Genomic DNA, 18,969 nt, shown 5'->3' on the forward strand with positions numbered 1-18,969 from the left:
GGTGGTACAGGAATATCAACCTGTTATCCATCGCCTACGCCTTTCGGCCTCGGCTTAGGTCCCGACTTACCCTGAGCGGACGAGCCTTCCTCAGGAAACCTTAGGCATTCGGTGAAGAAGATTCTCACTTCTTTATCGCTACTCATACCGGCATTCTCACTTCTAAGCGCTCCACCAGTCCTCACGGTCTGACTTCGCCGCCCTTAGAACGCTCTCCTACCATTGATCGTTCGATCAATCCGCAGCTTCGGTGATACGTTTAGCCCCGGTATATTTTCGGCGCAGCGTCACTCGACCAGTGAGCTATTACGCACTCTTTCAATGATGGCTGCTTCTAAGCCAACATCCTGGTTGTCTAAGCAACGCCACATCCTTTTCCACTTAACGTATACTTGGGGACCTTAGCTGGCGGTCTGGGCTGTTTCCCTTTCGACTATGAACCTTCTCACCCATAGTCTGACTCCCAAGGTAATATGATTGGCATTCGGAGTTTGACGGAATGCGGTAACCCGGTGAGGGCCCCTAGTTCCATCAGTGCTCTACCTCCAACATACATCCCTTGAGGCTAGCCCTAAAGCTATTTCGGAGAGAACCAGCTATCTCCGTGTTCGATTGGCATTTCACCCCTACCCACACCTCATCCCCGCATTTTTCAACATACGTGGGTTCGGGCCTCCAGTCAGTGTTACCTGACCTTCACCCTGGACATGGGTAGATCACACGGTTTCGGGTCTGCGACCCCCTACTATGTCGCCCTGTTCAGACTCGCTTTCGCTGCGGCTCCGTGTCTTCCACTTAACCTTGCAGGAGATCGTAACTCGCCGGTCCATTCTACAAAAGGTACGCCGTCACCCATGAAAGGGCTTCGACTACTTGTAGGCACACGGTTTCAGGTTCTCTTTCACTCCCCTCCCGGGGTGCTTTTCACCTTTCCCTCACGGTACTGGTTCACTATCGGTCACTAGGGAGTATTTAGCCTTGGGAGATGGTCCTCCCGGATTCCGACGGAATATCACGTGTTCCGCCGTACTCAGGATCCACTCCGGAGGAGAAACGTTGTCGACTACAGGGCTGTTACCTCCTCTGGCGGGCCTTTCCAGGCCTCTTCGTCTAACGTCTCTCTTGGTAACTCCAATGGAGTGTCCTACAACCCCAAAAAGCAAGCTTTTTGGTTTGGGCTGATTCCGTTTCGCTCGCCGCTACTCAGGAAATCGCGTTTGCTTTCTCTTCCTCCGGGTAATGAGATGTTTCAGTTCCCCGGGTCTGCCTCGTTCAGCCTATGGATTCAGCTCAACGTGCTACTCGATGAAAAGTAGCGGGTTCCCCCATTCGGAAATTCTTGGATCGACGCCTACGTACGGCTCCCCAAGACATATCGGTGTTAGTCCCGTCCTTCTTCGGCTCCTAGTGCCAAGGCATCCACCGTGCGCCCTTCTTCACTTAACGATACATGTTTCACCGCTTCTTACTGTAAAAAAGTCGTTGGTTTGTTTTGTTTGATGTCTTGTCATACTTCTTATCTAGTTTTCAAGGTACATGGTCGAGCGAGATTGATCGCTCAAAACTGAACCAAACAACCTAGTATGTGGCACCTCGTAAGAGGTGTTCCGTTCTATCCTTAGAAAGGAGGTGATCCAGCCGCACCTTCCGATACGGCTACCTTGTTACGACTTCACCCCAATCATTGGCCCCACCTTCGGCGGCTGGCTCCAATTGGTTACCCCACCGACTTCGGGTGTTGCCAACTNTTGATCGCTCAAAACTGAACCAAACAACCTAGTATGTGGCACCTCGTAAGAGGTGTTCCGTTCTATCCTTAGAAAGGAGGTGATCCAGCCGCACCTTCCGATACGGCTACCTTGTTACGACTTCACCCCAATCATTGGCCCCACCTTCGGCGGCTGGCTCCAATTGGTTACCCCACCGACTTCGGGTGTTGCCAACTCTCGTGGTGTGACGGGCGGTGTGTACAAGGCCCGGGAACGTATTCACCGTGGCATGCTGATCCACGATTACTAGCGATTCCGGCTTCATGCAGGCGAGTTGCAGCCTGCAATCCGAACTGAGAATGGTTTTATGGGATTGGCTTCACCTTGCGGCTTCGCTGCCCTTTGTACCATCCATTGTAGCACGTGTGTAGCCCAGGTCATAAGGGGCATGATGATTTGACGTCATCCCCACCTTCCTCCGGTTTGTCACCGGCAGTCACCTTAGAGTGCCCAACTGAATGCTGGCAACTAAGATTAAGGGTTGCGCTCGTTGCGGGACTTAACCCAACATCTCACGACACGAGCTGACGACAACCATGCACCACCTGTCATTTGGTCCCCGAAGGGAACTCCCTATCTCTAGAGACATCCAAAGATGTCAAGACCTGGTAAGGTTCTTCGCGTTGCTTCGAATTAAACCACATGCTCCACCGCTTGTGCGGGCCCCCGTCAATTCTTTTGAGTTTCAGCCTTGCGGCCGTACTCCCCAGGCGGAGTGCTTAATGCGTTAACTGCAGCACTAAGGGGCGGAAACCCCCTAACACCTAGCACTCATCGTTTACGGCGTGGACTACCAGGGTATCTAATCCTGTTCGCTCCCCACGCTTTCGCACCTCAGCGTCAGTTACAGACCAGAGAGCCGCCTTCGCCACTGGTGTTCCTCCACATCTCTACGCATTTCACCGCTACACGTGGAATTCCGCTCTCCTCTTCTGTACTCAAGTTCCCCAGTTTCCAATGACCGCTTGTGGTTGAGCCACAAGATTTCACATCAGACTTAAAGAACCGCCTGCGCGCGCTTTACGCCCAATAATTCCGGACAACGCTTGCCCCCTACGTATTACCGCGGCTGCTGGCACGTAGTTAGCCGGGGCTTCCTCGATAGGTACCGTCAAGGTACCGCCCTATTCGAACGGTACTTGTTCTTCCCTAACAACAGAACTTTACGATCCGAAAACCTTCTTCGTTCACGCGGCGTTGCTCCGTCAGACTTTCGTCCATTGCGGAAGATTCCCTACTGCTGCCTCCCGTAGGAGTCTGGGCCGTGTCTCAGTCCCAGTGTGGCCGATCACCCTCTCAGGTCGGCTACGCATCGTCGCCTTGGTAAGCCATTACCTTACCAACTAGCTAATGCGCCGCGGGCCCATCTGTAAGTGATAGCCGGAGGCCATCTTTTCCCTTCTCTTCAGGTGAAAATAAGGGGGTATCGGGTATTAGCTCCGGTTTCCCGGAGTTATCCCCGTCTTACAGGCAGGTTGCCCACGTGTTACTCACCCGTCCGCCGCTCGTTCCAGCACCTTCCCTCCGAAGAGTTCCGCTGCCTTCCCGCGCTCGACTTGCATGTATTAGGCACGCCGCCAGCGTTCGTCCTGAGCCAAGATCAAACTCTCAATATAGTTTGTACTTGTGCTCGCTTTTGACAAGCTAGCTTTTTGCTTTTCTTCTTACACATACTGGTTGTTTTGTTCAGTTTTCAATGATCAATGTTTCGGCTGCTTTTTTCGACAGCTTTTATATTATATCGCTTATGCTGGCCAATGTCAATAACTTTATTCAATAATTATTTTATTGATAAATCCGTTGTTTGCTTTCCCGTTTCAGCGACGTCTAATAATATACCATGGCTACAATATTAATGTCAACAACTTTTTTATATACAAGATAATAGCCTGCTAAGTACGTTGTTCCATCAAAGGTTAATCACCTGATATTTCCGATGCTTAACAGCGGTACTTTTAGTCTCTTCCAGTACGACATTCACAATATTTTGAGAAACTAAGTATTCGATAATTCCAACCAAATCATAGACATACGGAGATACCTCTGGATGAATTTTTAACTCGCCAAATCCCCAAGATGATTGACGCGTCCGCATTACTTGTAATAAATGCTCCGCACATCGTTCTGTTCGCTTGGTCAGGGATATATCAATATCATTTAAAGCTTGTTTGATCTTATCCTCTATATCTTCTGTACTTTTGATAAGTTTTTCATAGATTTGGTAAACCTCTAAATCAATCCGCTTCACTTGATTCCAAACCACTACTTCCGGGTGATAACCCTTCTCTAAAATGGCCATTCTTCCTAAATAATGTAATGAACGCAACAACCTGCTATAAGCGTCTAAATAATTACCAGTCTCATATAGATGCCTTGATTCATTGTAACCTCGAGTTAACTTGGAGAATTCCATGGTTAATCGCAGACTTCTATGATCGTCTGGAAAAGTTTGAAGGTTTTCTTTTAAGTCTGCTACATACTCATTGCGATCATAAATTATTCTTCCCTCAAGAACCCATTCTATCACTCTCTTATAGGTACTATTCTTGATCCATGACTCTAATTGGTGTTGATCCACGATATGAAGAGCGGCTGATTTTTCTCCATATTCATAATGCTTCACAAGCCAATTATCTTCAAAGTCCTTTACAATAACCAATAAAATGGAATCAAAATTATCTGTCTCAGGGCTGACAGCATTTTTCTTCTCCATAACTAATATGCCTAGTGTATTACGGTTGCTAGCTCTTTCTTGATAAATCGGACGTAGTATATCCTCCAAGTAGTTCTCCCCCTTAATGGTGTTTCAGCCTTATTATTCTTAAACTTTTTCCCTAAGTACAAATTATCTAAACCGATTTTACTTGAATCAGGTGCTGACTTACAAGCATTTTCATCTGCTTTATGCTATACTACCATTCAGGAATTAATTTATTTGTTGGAGGAAGAAAGATGGCGGAAATTAACTATCGTAATAAGATAAATAGAATTCGAACCGTTGCATTAGCCTTGGTTTTTATTGGATTTGTTATTATGTATGCCGGTTTGTTGTTTAGAAACATAGAGTGGCTGATGCTATTACTCATGATACTTGGTACAATATCTATTGTATTAAGTACGGTTATATATTTTTGGATCGGTATGCTTTCGACAAGGGCGGTCAAAATTATCTGTCCCAACTGTAACAAACCTACCAAAATGCTTGGTCGTGTGGATGCCTGCATGCACTGTAAGCAGCCACTCACCTTGGATAAGGATCTAGAAGGTAAAGAATTCGATGAAAAATATAATAAAAGAAGGTAAATGTGAAGGAGATCTAGGACTACTATTAGCTTTTAGTATGGCAATGCTTAAAATCACTGCCGTAGTATTTGATCACCACTAACCTGAACATTTCATTTATCCTACTCACAAAAACACACACGAGTTGGTGAAACGCTCGTGTGTGTGCGCATTAAATGGCTTTATTATTTTCTTTTTTACATGCGTGACATACCCCGTACACTTCCATCCGATGATGGGTGACTTCAAATCCAGTAATCTGCTCAGCCAAGGCTTCAACTTCATCTAGACTTGGATATTGAAAATCAACAATCTTGCCACAAGTCTCACATATAATATGATAATGATCAGATGTATCACAATCAAATCGACTGGAAGAGTCACCATACGTGAGTTCTCTGACCAGACCGATTTCACGAAATACCCGCAAATTATTATAGACAGTGGCTACGCTCATGTTCGGAAATTTACCTTCCAATGCCTTATAGATTTCGTCAGCAGTTGGGTGTGTGTCCGCATTCAACAAATATTCCAACACCGCATGACGTTGAGGCGTGATTCGAACACCAGAAGATTTCAACTTATCTACAGCCTCTTGCAACTTATGATCAGACACCGCCATGCACCTCACTTTCTACTGCATAATTGTAAAACTTCTCTATATAATACCAGATTACAATAGCACCAGTATTAATACAATTATTACTTTATAATTCTTATAATTAGTGTACTCCTTTTACTGATATTCTGTCAATGCAAGTATACTTGTCCAAACTGATTTTTATGAATTCTTTGTGCCAAAGATGCGAAAATAGCCTTTTATTACCTCTAAATATCGATTTTCAATGGGATCTCTGCCACTTGTAATTGGTGATTCACCAAACGCGCAACCACAAATAAATAGTCCGACAGTCTATTTAAATAAGTAATTGCCAATGAATCCGCCAACTCTTCCTTCAAGCCTACCGCCAATCGCTCGGCACGGCGCGTTACTGTCCTGCCATACTGCAGTATACTTGCTGCCATATGACCTCCTGGTAAAATAAACTGACGCAGTTCTGGAAGATAGGATTGCCAATGATCTATCTGCCTTTCCAACTGTTCGAGATGATTTTGTGTTAACTGCCACGTTACTTCTTTATCTGTAGGTGTCGCCAGCTCGGAGCCTACATGAAATAAAATGGTTTGTATCTGTAAAAGTTCATTTATTAGGTGCTGCTTGTTTGAGAAGTTTTCCTGATCTAAACTGCTGACAGCCTGGCCAATAACTGCATTCACCTCATCACAAGTACCGTATGCCTCTACTCGTAAATGGTTTTTGGGTACTCTTTTCCCGTAAATTAATGATGTTTCTCCTTTATCACCTGATCTTGTGTAGATGCGCATGCTTTTCCTCCTTTTTATCAAAAATATGTAAAATAAAGGGCGCGAGCTATAGGCCCACACCCTTTATTTTATGATAATTCTTCACGTATATAATTTAACGCCTTGTCTACGTGCCCTTTCACCTGAATATTGCGGAATTCTTTTCGTAGAACGCCCTCTTTATCAATAATAAAAGTAGAGCGGACAATTCCCATTGATTCATTCCCGAATTTTTTCTTAAGCTGCCAAACACCAAATTGTTCGGCTACTTGTTTGTCCTCGTCTACTAACAATTCAAAGGGAAGGTCATGTTTATCGTTGAACTTCTTATGGCTCTCCTCTGAATCTGGGCTGATCCCAAGGATAACCGCGTCCAATTCCTGAAAGCTCTCATGGTTATCACGGAAATCACAAGCCTCCGTTGTACAACCTGGCGTATCGTCTTTGGGATAAAAATAGAGAACAATATGACTTCCTTTATAATCTGAAAGTTGTACCTTGTCTCCTTTATTATTAATTAGTTCAAAGTCTTGAACGGCTTGACCGACTTCTACTGTCATTACAGATCCCTCCATTACTTCTTAATACTTCTAGGGTATCGGAAAACAGGCAAACACTCAACTAATATACATCTATCTTTTACCACTTTTGCACTAAATGTTATAATAATAACGCACCTTATTAATTTAAGAATTAGCGGAGGTTTATGTTATGCAATTCACAAATTCAAAGGCTTTACATAAAGAAGCTCAAGAACATATTGTTGGAGGAGTCAACTCCCCTTCCCGAGCATTTAAGGGAGTTGGGGGTGGTTCACCCGTATACATGGAGAAGGGACAAGGTGCTTATTTTTGGGATGTTGATGGCAATCAATATATCGATTACCTTGGTGCCTATGGTCCGATCATTACTGGTCATGCCCATCCTCACATCACTAAGGCGATCCAATCTGCTGCAGAAAATGGTGTTTTATTCGGTACACCTACCAAGTTGGAAAATATTTTTGCACAGAAATTAAAGTCGGCGATTCCTTCTCTCGATAAAGTACGCTTTGTTAATTCAGGCACAGAGGCCGTCATGACCACTGTCCGTGTTGCACGTGCCTATACCGGACGAGAAAAAATCATCAAGTTTGCTGGGTGTTACCACGGCCACTTTGATTCAGTGTTGGTACAAGCCGGCTCTGGACCATCCACACTAGGAAATCCTGATTCTGCTGGTGTGACCAAAGCAACTGCTCAAGAGGTCATAACAGTACCTTTTAATGATTTAGCTGCTTTACAAGAGGCGTTAGCACACTGGGGAGATCAAGTTGCTGCTGTATTAGTCGAACCGATCGTAGGGAATTTTGGGATTGTTGAACCTAAAGATGGTTTTCTACAAGCAGTGAACGACTTTGCCCATGACAATGGATCCCTTGTTATCTATGATGAAGTGATTACTGCCTTCCGTTTCACATACGGATCCGCACAACAGCTAGTAGGCGTTGAACCTGATATGACAGCCTTTGGTAAAATCATTGGCGGTGGTTTACCAATCGGGGCCTATGGTGGTAAAAAGGAAATCATGGAGCAAGTTGCACCACTTGGTCCTGCATATCAGGCCGGCACGATGTCAGGAAACCCTGCTTCGATGTCTGCTGGAATCGCATGTTTGGAAGTATTAGAACAAGCTGGTATTTATCAAGAATTGGATAGATTGGGTGCATTATTAGAGAATGGTATGTATGAAGCTGCTACTAAACATGATATAACGATTTCGGTTAATCGATTGAAAGGTGCGCTTACCCTTTATTTCACAGGGGAAAAGGTTACCAATTATCGTCAAGCAGAAAATAGTGACGGAGAACGGTTTGGTCAGTTCTTTAAATTAATGCTACAACAAGGTATTAATTTGGCTCCCTCTAAGTATGAGGCTTGGTTTATAACAACTGCCCATACAGAGGAAAATATTTATCATACCATCGCCTGCATCGACTATGCATTTTCTATGATGAAATAGGAAGAGAAGAAGGCTGATCGCTATCATGATCAGCCTCCTTTATGTGGCTTCTTCTCGACTGGGACGAATGGCAGTTAACGTAAGAAGGATGGTTACAGCAGCTGCCCCTGCCAAAACATAATACATCCAACTGTTTCCCTTTTCCATCAGGATAGCCATAATAAAAGGACCTGCTGCAACACCAAGAAATCGCATGCTGCTATATAAAGCAGTAACGGTGCCACGTATATCTTTCTCTACTCCTTCTGTAATAAGGGAATCAAGTACTGGCAAGGAAATACCGATTCCAATACCTGCAATTGCTAATAACAGAGAAAGATACGTCAAACGCAGATCATCCTTCACCCATAAGAGTGGGACTAAGCTAATGACATTAGCCGTTAAGATCGTCCATTTCATCACCAATTTATTTTTACCAATCTTTTTTCCTGTGACATAGGATGCGATACAAAGGAATAATAATGGTATGGCAAGCACTAATCCCTTCAAGACACCAGCTAATTGATATTGTTTTTCTAATAAGGAGGAAAAATGAAATAAAAAGGCAAACAAAATAAACATATTAATCGCCCCAATTACAAAAGTACCAATAAGCCACCTGCCATTATCACGGAAAACCTGACGGATACACTGTAAAAACTCTTTAAACGATTGCTTCTTTTTGTCATCTGCTCGTTTGGGTGCGTCTAATAAAAACCAAACCATCACGATGGCAATAGCGGAAAAAATGGGAATAAACACAAAAGGTAAAAACCAAATAAAAACAGCCAAGAAGGATCCGATAATTGGGCTGAGTACTTTACCAAATGTATTAGAGGTTTCAATGATACCAAGTCCAGCGCTGACTTCTGTTTCATCCTCAAACATATCTCCTACTGTCGGAATTACCACAGGAAATGCACCTGCCGCTCCCATACCTTGTAGGAATCTGCCTGCCAAGATTACATAAAAAGGATCCGCCATTTTCCAAGCAGCTAATGCGGATACCAGACCACCAATTGCCGTTATAAGTAAGCTGGGAAGCAATATATTCTTTCTGCCAAACTTATCAGACAAATAACCTGCTAAGGGGATTAATAAGATGGCTATCACGGAATAAACCGTAATTAAAAGACTTGACTGAAAGGAGCTGATTTGAATTTCTTTTTCAATAATTGGCAACACTGGGATCAACATAGAATTCCCTAATGTCATCACCAATGGGATGGATGCTAATGCAATAATACCTAAATTTTTTCCTCTCACATTATTCCCTTCCATTCAACGAGTTATATGTTACTATAAGTAGTGTTTACACGCCTAACGTTTTCATACTCAGTTTTTTTAATACTTTCTGGTATACTAAAATTATTGGACAAAATGGGAAGGATGGTGCACAAATTGAAGCTTGGGGCAAGGATATTAAAGACGGGATTAGCAATTACTGTCGCTATATATGTGGCACAATTGCTGGGAATACAAGCAGCAACCTATGCAGGTATTGCCGCCGCTTTTGCAATCCAGCCTAATATTTATCGTTCCTTTCAGACGATGCTGGAACAAATTTATGCCAATATCTTCGGGGTAGGCATTGGTGCATTGGTTGTTTTTAGTTTAGGAAATGATCCAGTGGTTATTGGTTTTACTGTAATTATTGTGATTGGGGTTCTCATGTATTTCAAGGTAAACGAAAATACTATTGCCTTAGCCATCTTTGCCGTTCTCGCAGTGATGGAGACTACGGAAATGATGTTACTTCATTTTGCAGGAGTTCGTTTCTCTGCATTAACACTTGGTATTTTATCGGCGTTTGTCATTAATTTATTGTTTCTTCCGCCAAAATACGAACTGCGTTTGTTTAAGTCGATTGATCAAATTACTTCTGATATTTTGCAATGGCTGCGTATATCGACAAAGCACTTGTCGGATGACCCTGCCTTACGTACAGAGATTGAGCGTATTCAAGCGGAAATTCATCGAATCGATAATACCTATTTACTATTCAGCGAAGAACGAATTTATCGCAAAAAGGCTCGTATGCCCAGGATGCGTAAGTTAATTTTGTTTCGACAGATGATCTATACATCCAAAAAATCTTTAGCAACTTTAGAGGCCTTCCACCAATACGACGATAAGGTGGAACATATACCGAAAGAATTCCGTAAAGTTCTCATAGATGAATTAGATAAGCTTATATATTCACATGAGCGCCTTTTGTTAAGTGCGATGGGTAAGATAAAAAAGAACCCAAGTAAATCGATCGAAGATATTACCGATCCAGATATTCCACACCTTGTGGATGCATTGATCCAAGTTTATGAAAAAGACGACAAAGAGCGGCTTGCCTTATTACCACTAGCCTCGCGCTTAATGGAATATCACAAAGAGATTTTGCACTTTGAACGAATCTTATATAGTTATCAAAATTTTCATAAACATATGGAGTTTGATTTCAAGAAGAGACGCAAACCAGTATAACAACAAAACCACAGTAAAAAAGCGCCCAATTGCCATGGGCGCTTTTGCTTTATTAATCGTCTAATTCCTGCACTTGATATAAATTATAATAATGGCCTTGCTGTTGCATTAATTGATGATGCGTACCTTCTTCAACGATTTCTCCATTTTCAATTAAGATAATACGATCGGCATGTGTAATCGTTGATAAACGGTGGGCAACGATAAATGTCGTGCGGTCGGAAGCCAATTTATCCAATGTCTCTTGAATCAAATGTTCACTTTCCAAATCCAAGGCAGATGTAGCCTCATCCAAAATTAATAATGGCGGGTTCTTTAAAAAGACTCGTGCAATGGCTATACGCTGCTTCTGCCCTCCTGACAGCTTAACTCCTCGTTCACCAACTAACGTATCATAACCATTACTTAATTCAGTGATAAATTCATGGGCATTTGCTGCCTTTGCTGCTTGTATCACTTCTTCATCGGATGCCTCTGGATTCCCCATGCGAATATTCATTGCAATGGATTCACTAAATAGAATATTGTCCTGCAGCACCATTCCAATTTTGTCTCGTAGTGAACGTGCCTGTACATCGCGGATATCGTGTCCGTCAACAGAAATTCGTCCGCTCGTCACATCATAAAAACGAGGGATGAGACTTATAACAGTGGATTTCCCTCCACCACTCATACCAACCAGAGCGATAGTTTCTCCTTGTTTCACATCAAGCGAAACATCCTTCAACACTAAGTCTTCCTCGTCTTCGTAACGGAAGGAAACGTGGTCAAGACGAACATGTCCCTTTACATTGGTTAATGGTTGAGCATTCGGCTTATCTTGAATATCGTACTTCTCATCAATCAGTTCAAAGACACGATCCATGGAGGCAATCGATTGAACCAATACAGTGGAAGAGCTGATTAACCTTCTCAATGGACTGTATACACGGTCCATATAGCCGACAAAGGCTGCCATCGTACCATAAGTTAAATCAGAGGTAATCGCAAAATATCCCGCAAAACCAATTACCAATAATGGTGCTACATCGGTAATAGTATTCATCACGGCAAATGTCTTCGCATTCCAAACGGTATGATCAATAGCCTTATTAAAAAAATTCTGGTTTCTTTTATCAAATTCTCCTTCTTCGTAATCCTCTAACGCAAAACTACGAGTAACCGGAATACCTTGTACTCGTTCATGTAAATGACCTTGCACTTCTGCCAATGCCTGTGATCTATTTTTTGTTAATAGACGCAATCTCCCATAAAACAGCTTAACTGAAATTGCATATAGCGGAAACAAGGCCACTGCTACTACTGTCAGCCATACATCCATAAACAGCATAATCACGATGGCTATGACAATGGTAATCATATCTAGCCAAATATTCATCAAGCCAGTCATCACAAAGTTTTTAGTTTGCTCTACGTCATGAATAACACGGGAAATAACCTCACCCGTCTTTGTTCTCGAATAGAATTGCAAACTTAGCCGCTGAAGATGGTCAAATAAACGCTCACGAATATCAAAAAGAATCTTGTTACCTGTCCATTGCGCCAAGTACTGCCGATAATATTCAATCGGCGGCCTTAAAAGGACAAATAAAAATGCAGCAATTCCCATCAACCAAAATAGCTGTGATAGTTTCTCACTAGTTGTCATCGATTCTGCACCGATAATATTATCCATTACATATTTTACGATTAACGGCATTAAAAGCGGAATTCCGAATTTCACAATGCCAATCAATACCGTCACTAATATCTTCCATTTATATGGGAAGACATATTGTAAATATCTTTTTATACTACTCAAAAGTTTCTACCTCTTTTCTTTCTACTTGCTTATCTGTATGTCAAATACAGTTCATACCACTGATCTACAAACTCTGCTGAAAATGGCCCCTTTCTTTGTCTGATCCAATGTAATAATTGATCAAGATTATTCCTAAGAATTTTATCCAACACTTCCGGATACTTCATTTGATTTTTGTGCAAGACATATTCATCTTCATCTAATATGTTATAGGTCATATCTGGAAATACTTTGACATCCAAATCATAATCGATATACTTTACCGCTCCATCTTCAAAAACAAATGGCGAACTGATATTACAATAATAGTATATCCCATCATCACGCAACATGCCGATCACATTAAACCAATATTCTACATGAAAAAAGCAAATAGCCGGTTCCCTCGTAATCCATGTCCTTCCATCACTTTCCGTTACCAATGTCTTATCGTTCGCACCTATTACCTGTCGGCTTGTCCCTTTTAACACTGTTGTTGTATCCCAGACACGATGGAGCTGACCATTGTGCTTATAACTCTGTATTTGTATTGTCTTTCCTGGTTCAAGGTCGTCCATACGTATTTTCCTTTCTGTATTTTGTGTAACTCATATTATAACGATAAATATTTACAATTGAAAATAATACAATTATAGCTTGGTGTTTGTCTGGGTTATTTTATTAGGAATATGTATAGTAACAAAAAGAAAGCTTGACTCCCTGCTGCTGAGAATCAAGCTTTCTTAGGCTTTTATAACTATTGCTTTTTATTTTCAGATTTTTGATTTTGCTTGCGTACTTCCTGTGCGTTTGTTTCGCTCGCAAATTCAGTACCATATTGACCTTGACCTTGTTGCGCTTGTTGGTTTTGGCGCTTCACTTCTTCTGCATTTGTTTTGCTTGGGTTGTTTTGATTGTTACGTTTAGCCATTGATATCACCTCCACGACATTTAATTTACCCAAGCTGTTATTTTTTATTCGCAAAAAAATGATAAGGATTTATGTGAGGTAGTCCGTAACAATCCAATGATTTAAAAAAGACATTGGATTATTATAATTGCCGATAAATATTTTGGTGGGATACTGGTAAGGGATATTGTTCTACTTCTTTCTTGGTAAGAAGTTTCATCCTAGCCGGTAATCTAATCGTTCCTTTTATTTTTATATGTTTAACTGTTAAATACCAAATTAAATGAGAGAACACATGCTTCACCGGTTCTTTCTCCGTTGTCTGCAATACTTTCGTTTGAAATTTTTCTTGTATATATGCCTCTAAGTGCTGTTCATCAATTGTCGTGGTATCCACCATCGGAAACTGCCACATCTGAGCTAACAACCCATTATTTGGACGTTGCTCCAATACACACCTACCTGTTTCATCTTCTATAATAAATGCTACATAATGCTTCGTAGACTGTTTTGTTTTCTTCACCTTGACTGGCAAGGTCTCTTCCACTCCAGCTTGAAAGGCTAAACAATGCTGTTGAACCGGGCATAAGAGGCAACTCGGTTTTTTGGGAGTACAGACTAATGCCCCTAGTTCCATTAGTCCTTGATTGAAGGCAGACGGATTTTCTTTTGAAATAAGTTGGTAAACTGCTGTTTCAAAGGTTTTTCTTGTTTTTGCTTTAGCAATGTCTTCCTCAATTCGCAAAATTCGAGATAATACTCGCATGACATTCCCATCAACTGCAGGTTCGGGTTTGTTATAGGCAATGCTTAATATTGCCCCTTTGGTATAAGGACCTACCCCTTTTAATTCACCTAATTCTTTTGGGGTCTCGGGAACCTGTGCGCGATATTCACTGACAACTTCTTTAACTGCCGTTTGTAAATTACGTGCTCGCGAATAATAGCCTAAACCCTCCCACGCTTTTAACACCTGTTGTTCTTCCGCCTCTGCTAATGCTTCTAAATCAGGAAACTGCTTCATAAAATGTTGGAAATAAGGAATGACAGTATCAACCTTTGTCTGCTGCAGCATAATTTCTGATACCCAAACACGATATGGATCTTTATTTTCCCGCCATGGTAATATTCGCTGCTCCTTTTCAAACCAGTTGATTAAATCCTGTTGAAATTGGGGTATATTAATAGTAGACGTGTATGACACAATAGCTTCATCCTTCTTTAATTGGTTTATTGCGAATAGTGCAATCGCAATGATTTTACTGTATGTTAGTACCATGATAAAATAAAAAGTAGTTAAACTAAATATTTATTCGAGGGTTTTAAACAACCACTTCTAACATGATTGAGTTAATGAAATTACGTTCTATACAGAAAGGGGCAGCTAATATGGACACTGCCACACATATTACGATGGGCATTGCCATAGGTGGACTAGCCACATTAGATCCAGTAGTACAACAAGATACAACCCTTTTTACTTCGATAATGGTTGGTGCGATTATCGGATCACACGCACCAGACTTTGATACGATTTTAAAACTGAGAAACAATGCGGTGTATATTCGGCATCACCGTGGTATTACCCACTCGATGCCTGCCGTCTTTTTTTGGGGCATATCCGTATCTTCCTTGATATATTTATTTGTTCCAGAAGTTAATTTTCTGCACTTGTGGTTATGGACATTTCTAGCTGTAATCTTACATGTGTTCGTCGATGTATTTAATGCCTATGGTACGCAAGCATATCGGCCATTCACAAAAAAATGGGTGGCATATGGATTTATCAGTACATTCGACCCTTATATATTCAGCTTGCATGTTATTGGCATTATTGCCTGGTTGCTTGGAGCGAATCCAGGATATACTTGGTTATTAATTTACTTTATTATTTTATTGTATTACATCAAACGTTTTATCGACAAGCGTGAAATTGTCAAGATTATTCATGGCAATTTTGCCGGAGTGGAACAAATTGCGACTTCGCCCACAACGAAACAAAACATTTGGCGAGTTGCCTTAACAACCACCAATTATTATTATGTTGGCAGAGTTGGAGATGGTCATATTACCATCGAAGACCGATTTGCGCGTATTCCAGTTCCGGATAATGAATTGATAACCGCTGCTAAACAGGATAAAAATATATCGGCATTCCTGTCATTTTCCCCTATTTATCGCTGGGAAATTAGTGAATACGATGATTTTAGTGAAGTTCGCTTCATCGATTTACGCTATCGATCGGAGGAAGGCCACTATACTTTTATCGCCATTGTACAGATTGATGACAACATGCGTCTAATGAACTCCTATACAGGATGGGTTTTCTCAGAGGAAAAACTTCAAGATAAATTAAAAATGGACAGCAAAATGGCGTAATCAAGCTTGAGCAAGGCAGGGGATGATAACTTCCCCTGTTTTTTTATGTTAGTGAATGGTTTTATTACTTTTATCAATCATTTGCTGATACTTGGGATATCTGGTAGCAAAATCTGTCAGGTTACTGCCGTACTGATCAATAAAATGACGAACGAACTTTGCGGTGATATCCGCCCCTTCATACTCACGCCCAGCCTTTGCACGGGATGCTTCAAAATCCTCCCACAATAATTCAACCCAACTTCGCGCCTCTAATAAGGTGAGTGAGGTATCTTTCTGTTTTAGTTCTTCTGATAACTTCTGTATCTCTTCCTGCATCGTCATCTTCTCCTCATTAAATGGATCACTGCGTTAAGTGTCCCTATGCTATTTTAGTGAAAAACCAATAAAATCCTCCTACTGGACGTTATCTTAATTGTTGCAATACTTCAGGGAATATCGGTGAAACCTATATAGTGTCATTGTTTATCTCCTAAGATGGAAAGTGGTACGGCTTCTTCCTTTTCAAATTTCTGGCCTAATAAATTAATTCTATATCCCCATGCAAATACACCATTAATATAGGTTATTTCAAATTGTTGTCCGGGATCTCCAGCTAATTCATAACGCGCACCCTTTTCAAAATCTGCTGGATTCACCAAATAAGCAGCAGCCATTTGCATTTTCCTCTGTAAAATTTCATACTCACTTATATTTCCCCATTGCTCCGCCTTTTGCAATTTTTCTTTCAGACTAGCTACTTCGGCATGCAATTCTTCTACTGTATATGTACTGTATCTACGGTCCATTATTACACCACCATTTATTGTTCTTACTACTATTTTAGCATGTTTGTGCAAGGGATTATTCTTTTATGTACTCATCAATAAAACGGTCTATCAAATCAACTGGAAAGCCTTTTCGATACAAACCTGCCTTGACCTTCTGTATTAACATATAGCCAGATTCTTTCTTTTGGAACTTGGCTATTAATTTTTCTCCTTGATAGACAGCGGCTTTATACTCTTCGCCCTGATCACGCTGGTCAGCTATTTGTGCCAACACTACAGAAATCACTTCTTGAGTAAATCCTTTCTGTAATAGCGATTGTGTCGTGCTATTGATCTGCTGTTGGTGCGATTTTTTACTGGAAGGCTTTAATTGTTTATTTACCCATTTTTCAACTTTAGCGGTTTGTTTCTCAAAAGTATAAGCCGTTATTGCCTGTTCAATAATTGTTGGAGCTACTCCTTTTTCGGCTAATTCTTTTTTTATCATGAGCGGACCTTTGCTGGAAGTCTGTATTCTAGTAGTTACTAAGGCTTCACTAAAGGCCAAGTCATCTAAAAGTTGTTCCTTCTTCAGCCTAGTGATAACTTCCTCAATATAGTCAGGGTCAATCTCCTTCTTCCGCAAATAATCAGCTATTTCTTTCTCGGAACGCATCCGATAACTTAAGTATCTTATCGAGAAAAGATAGGCCTTATGCGCTGCATCCTGCTCCTGAATTTTTTCAATTGTCTCATTAGTGAGCTCAAGCCCTTTGTGCAAATGATAAGTAATAAGTACATCTTCACCAACACTAAAACCATAATATTCCTGGCCGTTTTCCTGGAAAAATATATTATAGCGGTCCTTGCGTTTTTTTTGAGCCGAGATCTTCGCAATTTCAGGCATATTATTCACCTCACTTATTTATTTTAACAAACAAACATTTGTTCGTCAAATAAGAATTTGTATTCGAAGTAGAAACTTGTAACAAACAACTTTATTACATGGATATAGATGGAACAGCTACTCTTGCATAGCCCGACTTCTCGATACTCCGATTCGTTCAATATCATCATCTTTTCAAATCCTATTATATCAAACAGTCTACATTTACTTATATAAAATTGCTGCTTGCCTGCATTTCAAAAAAGGCATATGATTAATAACGGAGGTTTTGCAGGTGAAGTATTTAATCATGGTATTACAAATTGGTACGCTTTTCCTTTTTAATTATATTGGACAGCTAATTCAAAGTTGCTTCTCCCTTTTTATTCCGGGTAGTTTGATTGGCATGTTATTACTATTTAGTCTGTTAAGTCTGCAGGTTATTCCTATCACTTGGCTACAATCAGGAGTTGATTGGCTACTGAAGGATATACCTTTTTTCTTTATTCCGGTCACTGTAGGGGTCGTTCAATATATCAACTTTTTCTATGGTAAAGGGAGTTTACTGGTACTGCTGGTTATCATTAGCACCTTTTTTGTTATTGGTATCACTGGTCTCATAACAGATCAACTGCTAAAAAAAGGGGAGGCTGCTCATGACTGATATTCTTATTGGACTAACCGCAATTATTACGACAATCATCCTTTACCAGGTCGCAAAGAAGATTTATTATCTAAAACCAAGCCCATTTACACTGCCTATCTTTCTTTCGACAGTTATCATCGTGTTATGTCTATTAATTAGCGATATTCCTTATCACACTTATATGATGGGTGCTCAGTGGATTGATTTATTTCTAGGACCCATCGTCGTGTCTTTAGCCATTCCTTTATACCGGCAGCTTGGCTTGATCAAAAAATTTGCTCTGCCAATTATCGTCGGTATATTTGCTGGTTCATTAATGGGAGTTATCACCGGTACTGTGGGAAGCCTATTGCTTGGCTTTGATCGTTGGCTGATTCAGTCGGTAGCAGCCAAGTCAGTTACCGCACCGATTGCCATTAGCATTACAGAAACTGCGGGAGGAAATATATCACTTGTCGCCGTATTTGTCATGGTAGCAGGAATAAGTGGAGCTATGTTTGGTCCTTCCATTCTTCGATTATGTCGAATTACACACCCGGTCGCCAAAGGTCTTAGCATCGGTACCGCCTCTCATGCGATTGGGACTGCTAAGGCACTGGAACTAGGGGAATTAGAAGGAGCAGTAAGTGCCTTATCGATGATTATTAGCGCAGTGATGGTCTCCTTCCTTGTACCTGTTATCTTATCATTGATATAATGAGTGAACAGATAAGTTGACAACCCGTAGAACAAGCGTTATTTTTAA

The 18,969-nt window shown here is 41.1% G+C and carries 18 protein-coding genes and 2 rRNA genes; 6 read left to right on the plus strand and 14 right to left on the minus strand.

Features of this window, described 5'->3' with window-relative positions; genetic code table 11:
* The 3 genes from E0E32_RS16115 to E0E32_RS16125 form a co-directional block, all read right to left on the minus strand.
* Window positions 1–1,446, minus strand: a 23S ribosomal RNA gene (locus E0E32_RS16115); the annotation flags it as partial.
* Between the two features lie 374 nt (window positions 1,447–1,820).
* A 16S ribosomal RNA gene (locus tag E0E32_RS16120) occupies window positions 1,821–3,385 on the minus strand.
* Window positions 3,386–3,678: 293 nt separating this feature from the next.
* Complete coding sequence (locus E0E32_RS16125) at window positions 3,679–4,551, minus strand: nucleotidyltransferase-like protein (RefSeq protein ID WP_066185782.1); 873 nt, start codon at window positions 4,549–4,551, stop codon at window positions 3,679–3,681.
* 170 nt (window positions 4,552–4,721) lie between these two features.
* Here E0E32_RS16125 and E0E32_RS16130 point away from each other — a divergent pair, with 170 nt between their 5' ends.
* The gene (locus tag E0E32_RS16130; protein WP_066185785.1) at window positions 4,722–5,072 is read left to right on the plus strand and encodes a YgzB family protein; all 351 of its coding nucleotides are present in this window, start codon (window positions 4,722–4,724) and stop codon (window positions 5,070–5,072) included.
* 151 nt (window positions 5,073–5,223) lie between these two features.
* Here the strand turns inward: E0E32_RS16130 and perR are convergent, their stop codons facing one another.
* From perR to bcp, 3 genes are all read right to left on the minus strand, one after another.
* Window positions 5,224–5,673 (minus strand): peroxide-responsive transcriptional repressor PerR, encoded by a 450-nt coding sequence (gene perR, locus E0E32_RS16135; RefSeq protein ID WP_066185787.1) that lies wholly within the window; start codon window positions 5,671–5,673, stop codon window positions 5,224–5,226.
* 206 nt (window positions 5,674–5,879) lie between these two features.
* Window positions 5,880–6,437, minus strand: coding sequence for a cob(I)yrinic acid a,c-diamide adenosyltransferase (locus tag E0E32_RS16140; protein WP_066185792.1), 558 nt, complete (start codon window positions 6,435–6,437; stop codon window positions 5,880–5,882).
* Between the two features lie 68 nt (window positions 6,438–6,505).
* Window positions 6,506–6,976, minus strand: coding sequence for a thioredoxin-dependent thiol peroxidase (gene bcp, locus E0E32_RS16145; RefSeq protein WP_130860225.1), 471 nt, complete (start codon window positions 6,974–6,976; stop codon window positions 6,506–6,508).
* Between the two features lie 151 nt (window positions 6,977–7,127).
* Here bcp and E0E32_RS16150 point away from each other — a divergent pair, with 151 nt between their 5' ends.
* Window positions 7,128–8,417 carry a glutamate-1-semialdehyde 2,1-aminomutase gene (locus E0E32_RS16150; RefSeq protein ID WP_066185798.1) on the plus strand — a complete coding sequence of 430 codons (1,290 nt, stop codon included), beginning with the start codon at window positions 7,128–7,130 and terminating at the stop codon, window positions 8,415–8,417.
* Window positions 8,418–8,456: 39 nt separating this feature from the next.
* On the opposite strand, the gene bcbE is transcribed toward E0E32_RS16150, so the two are convergent.
* Complete coding sequence (bcbE, locus tag E0E32_RS16155) at window positions 8,457–9,662, minus strand: bacillibactin exporter BcbE (RefSeq protein ID WP_286171961.1); 1,206 nt, start codon at window positions 9,660–9,662, stop codon at window positions 8,457–8,459.
* A gap of 123 nt (window positions 9,663–9,785) precedes the next feature.
* Here bcbE and E0E32_RS16160 point away from each other — a divergent pair, with 123 nt between their 5' ends.
* Entirely contained in the window at window positions 9,786–10,874 is a 1,089-nt protein-coding gene (locus E0E32_RS16160) for an FUSC family protein (RefSeq protein WP_235817421.1), read from the plus strand.
* Window positions 10,875–10,926: 52 nt separating this feature from the next.
* Here E0E32_RS16160 and E0E32_RS16165 read toward each other — a convergent pair whose 3' ends face one another.
* The 4 genes from E0E32_RS16165 to mutY form a co-directional block, all read right to left on the minus strand.
* Entirely contained in the window at window positions 10,927–12,675 is a 1,749-nt protein-coding gene (locus E0E32_RS16165) for an ABC transporter ATP-binding protein (RefSeq protein WP_066185807.1), read from the minus strand.
* Window positions 12,676–12,704: 29 nt separating this feature from the next.
* Window positions 12,705–13,232, minus strand: coding sequence for a nucleoside tri-diphosphate phosphatase (gene ntdP / locus E0E32_RS16170; RefSeq protein WP_066185809.1), 528 nt, complete (start codon window positions 13,230–13,232; stop codon window positions 12,705–12,707).
* Window positions 13,233–13,411: 179 nt separating this feature from the next.
* On the minus strand, window positions 13,412–13,585 hold the full coding sequence (locus E0E32_RS16175) for a gamma-type small acid-soluble spore protein (protein WP_066185812.1): 174 nt from the start codon (window positions 13,583–13,585) through the stop codon (window positions 13,412–13,414).
* 121 nt (window positions 13,586–13,706) lie between these two features.
* Window positions 13,707–14,843, minus strand: a complete 1,137-nt coding sequence (gene mutY, locus E0E32_RS16180; RefSeq protein ID WP_078059862.1) for an A/G-specific adenine glycosylase — start codon at window positions 14,841–14,843, stop codon at window positions 13,707–13,709.
* Between the two features lie 110 nt (window positions 14,844–14,953).
* Here mutY and E0E32_RS16185 point away from each other — a divergent pair, with 110 nt between their 5' ends.
* Entirely contained in the window at window positions 14,954–15,943 is a 990-nt protein-coding gene (locus E0E32_RS16185; RefSeq protein WP_130860226.1) for a metal-dependent hydrolase, read from the plus strand.
* Window positions 15,944–15,991: 48 nt separating this feature from the next.
* On the opposite strand, the gene E0E32_RS16190 is transcribed toward E0E32_RS16185, so the two are convergent.
* The 3 genes from E0E32_RS16190 to recX form a co-directional block, all read right to left on the minus strand.
* Window positions 15,992–16,261, minus strand: a complete 270-nt coding sequence (locus E0E32_RS16190) for a YfhJ family protein (RefSeq protein ID WP_066185822.1) — start codon at window positions 16,259–16,261, stop codon at window positions 15,992–15,994.
* 140 nt (window positions 16,262–16,401) lie between these two features.
* Complete coding sequence (locus E0E32_RS16195; protein WP_066185824.1) at window positions 16,402–16,731, minus strand: YfhH family protein; 330 nt, start codon at window positions 16,729–16,731, stop codon at window positions 16,402–16,404.
* 55 nt (window positions 16,732–16,786) lie between these two features.
* Entirely contained in the window at window positions 16,787–17,599 is an 813-nt protein-coding gene (gene recX, locus E0E32_RS16200; RefSeq protein WP_130860227.1) for a recombination regulator RecX, read from the minus strand.
* Between the two features lie 274 nt (window positions 17,600–17,873).
* On the opposite strand from recX, the gene E0E32_RS16205 reads away from it, so the two are divergent.
* Both E0E32_RS16205 and E0E32_RS16210 read left to right on the plus strand, forming a co-directional pair.
* Window positions 17,874–18,242: a CidA/LrgA family protein gene (locus E0E32_RS16205; protein WP_130860228.1), complete on the plus strand. Its 369-nt coding sequence runs from the start codon at window positions 17,874–17,876 to the stop codon at window positions 18,240–18,242.
* Window positions 18,235–18,921 carry an LrgB family protein gene (locus tag E0E32_RS16210; RefSeq protein WP_130860229.1) on the plus strand — a complete coding sequence of 229 codons (687 nt, stop codon included), beginning with the start codon at window positions 18,235–18,237 and terminating at the stop codon, window positions 18,919–18,921. Before E0E32_RS16205 ends, E0E32_RS16210 begins: the two co-directional genes overlap by 8 nt.
* Window positions 18,922–18,969 lie beyond the last annotated feature (48 nt).

The organism is Gracilibacillus phocaeensis (assembly GCF_900626275.1).
In the GTDB taxonomy this organism is placed as follows: domain Bacteria; phylum Bacillota; class Bacilli; order Bacillales; family Amphibacillaceae; genus Gracilibacillus; species Gracilibacillus timonensis.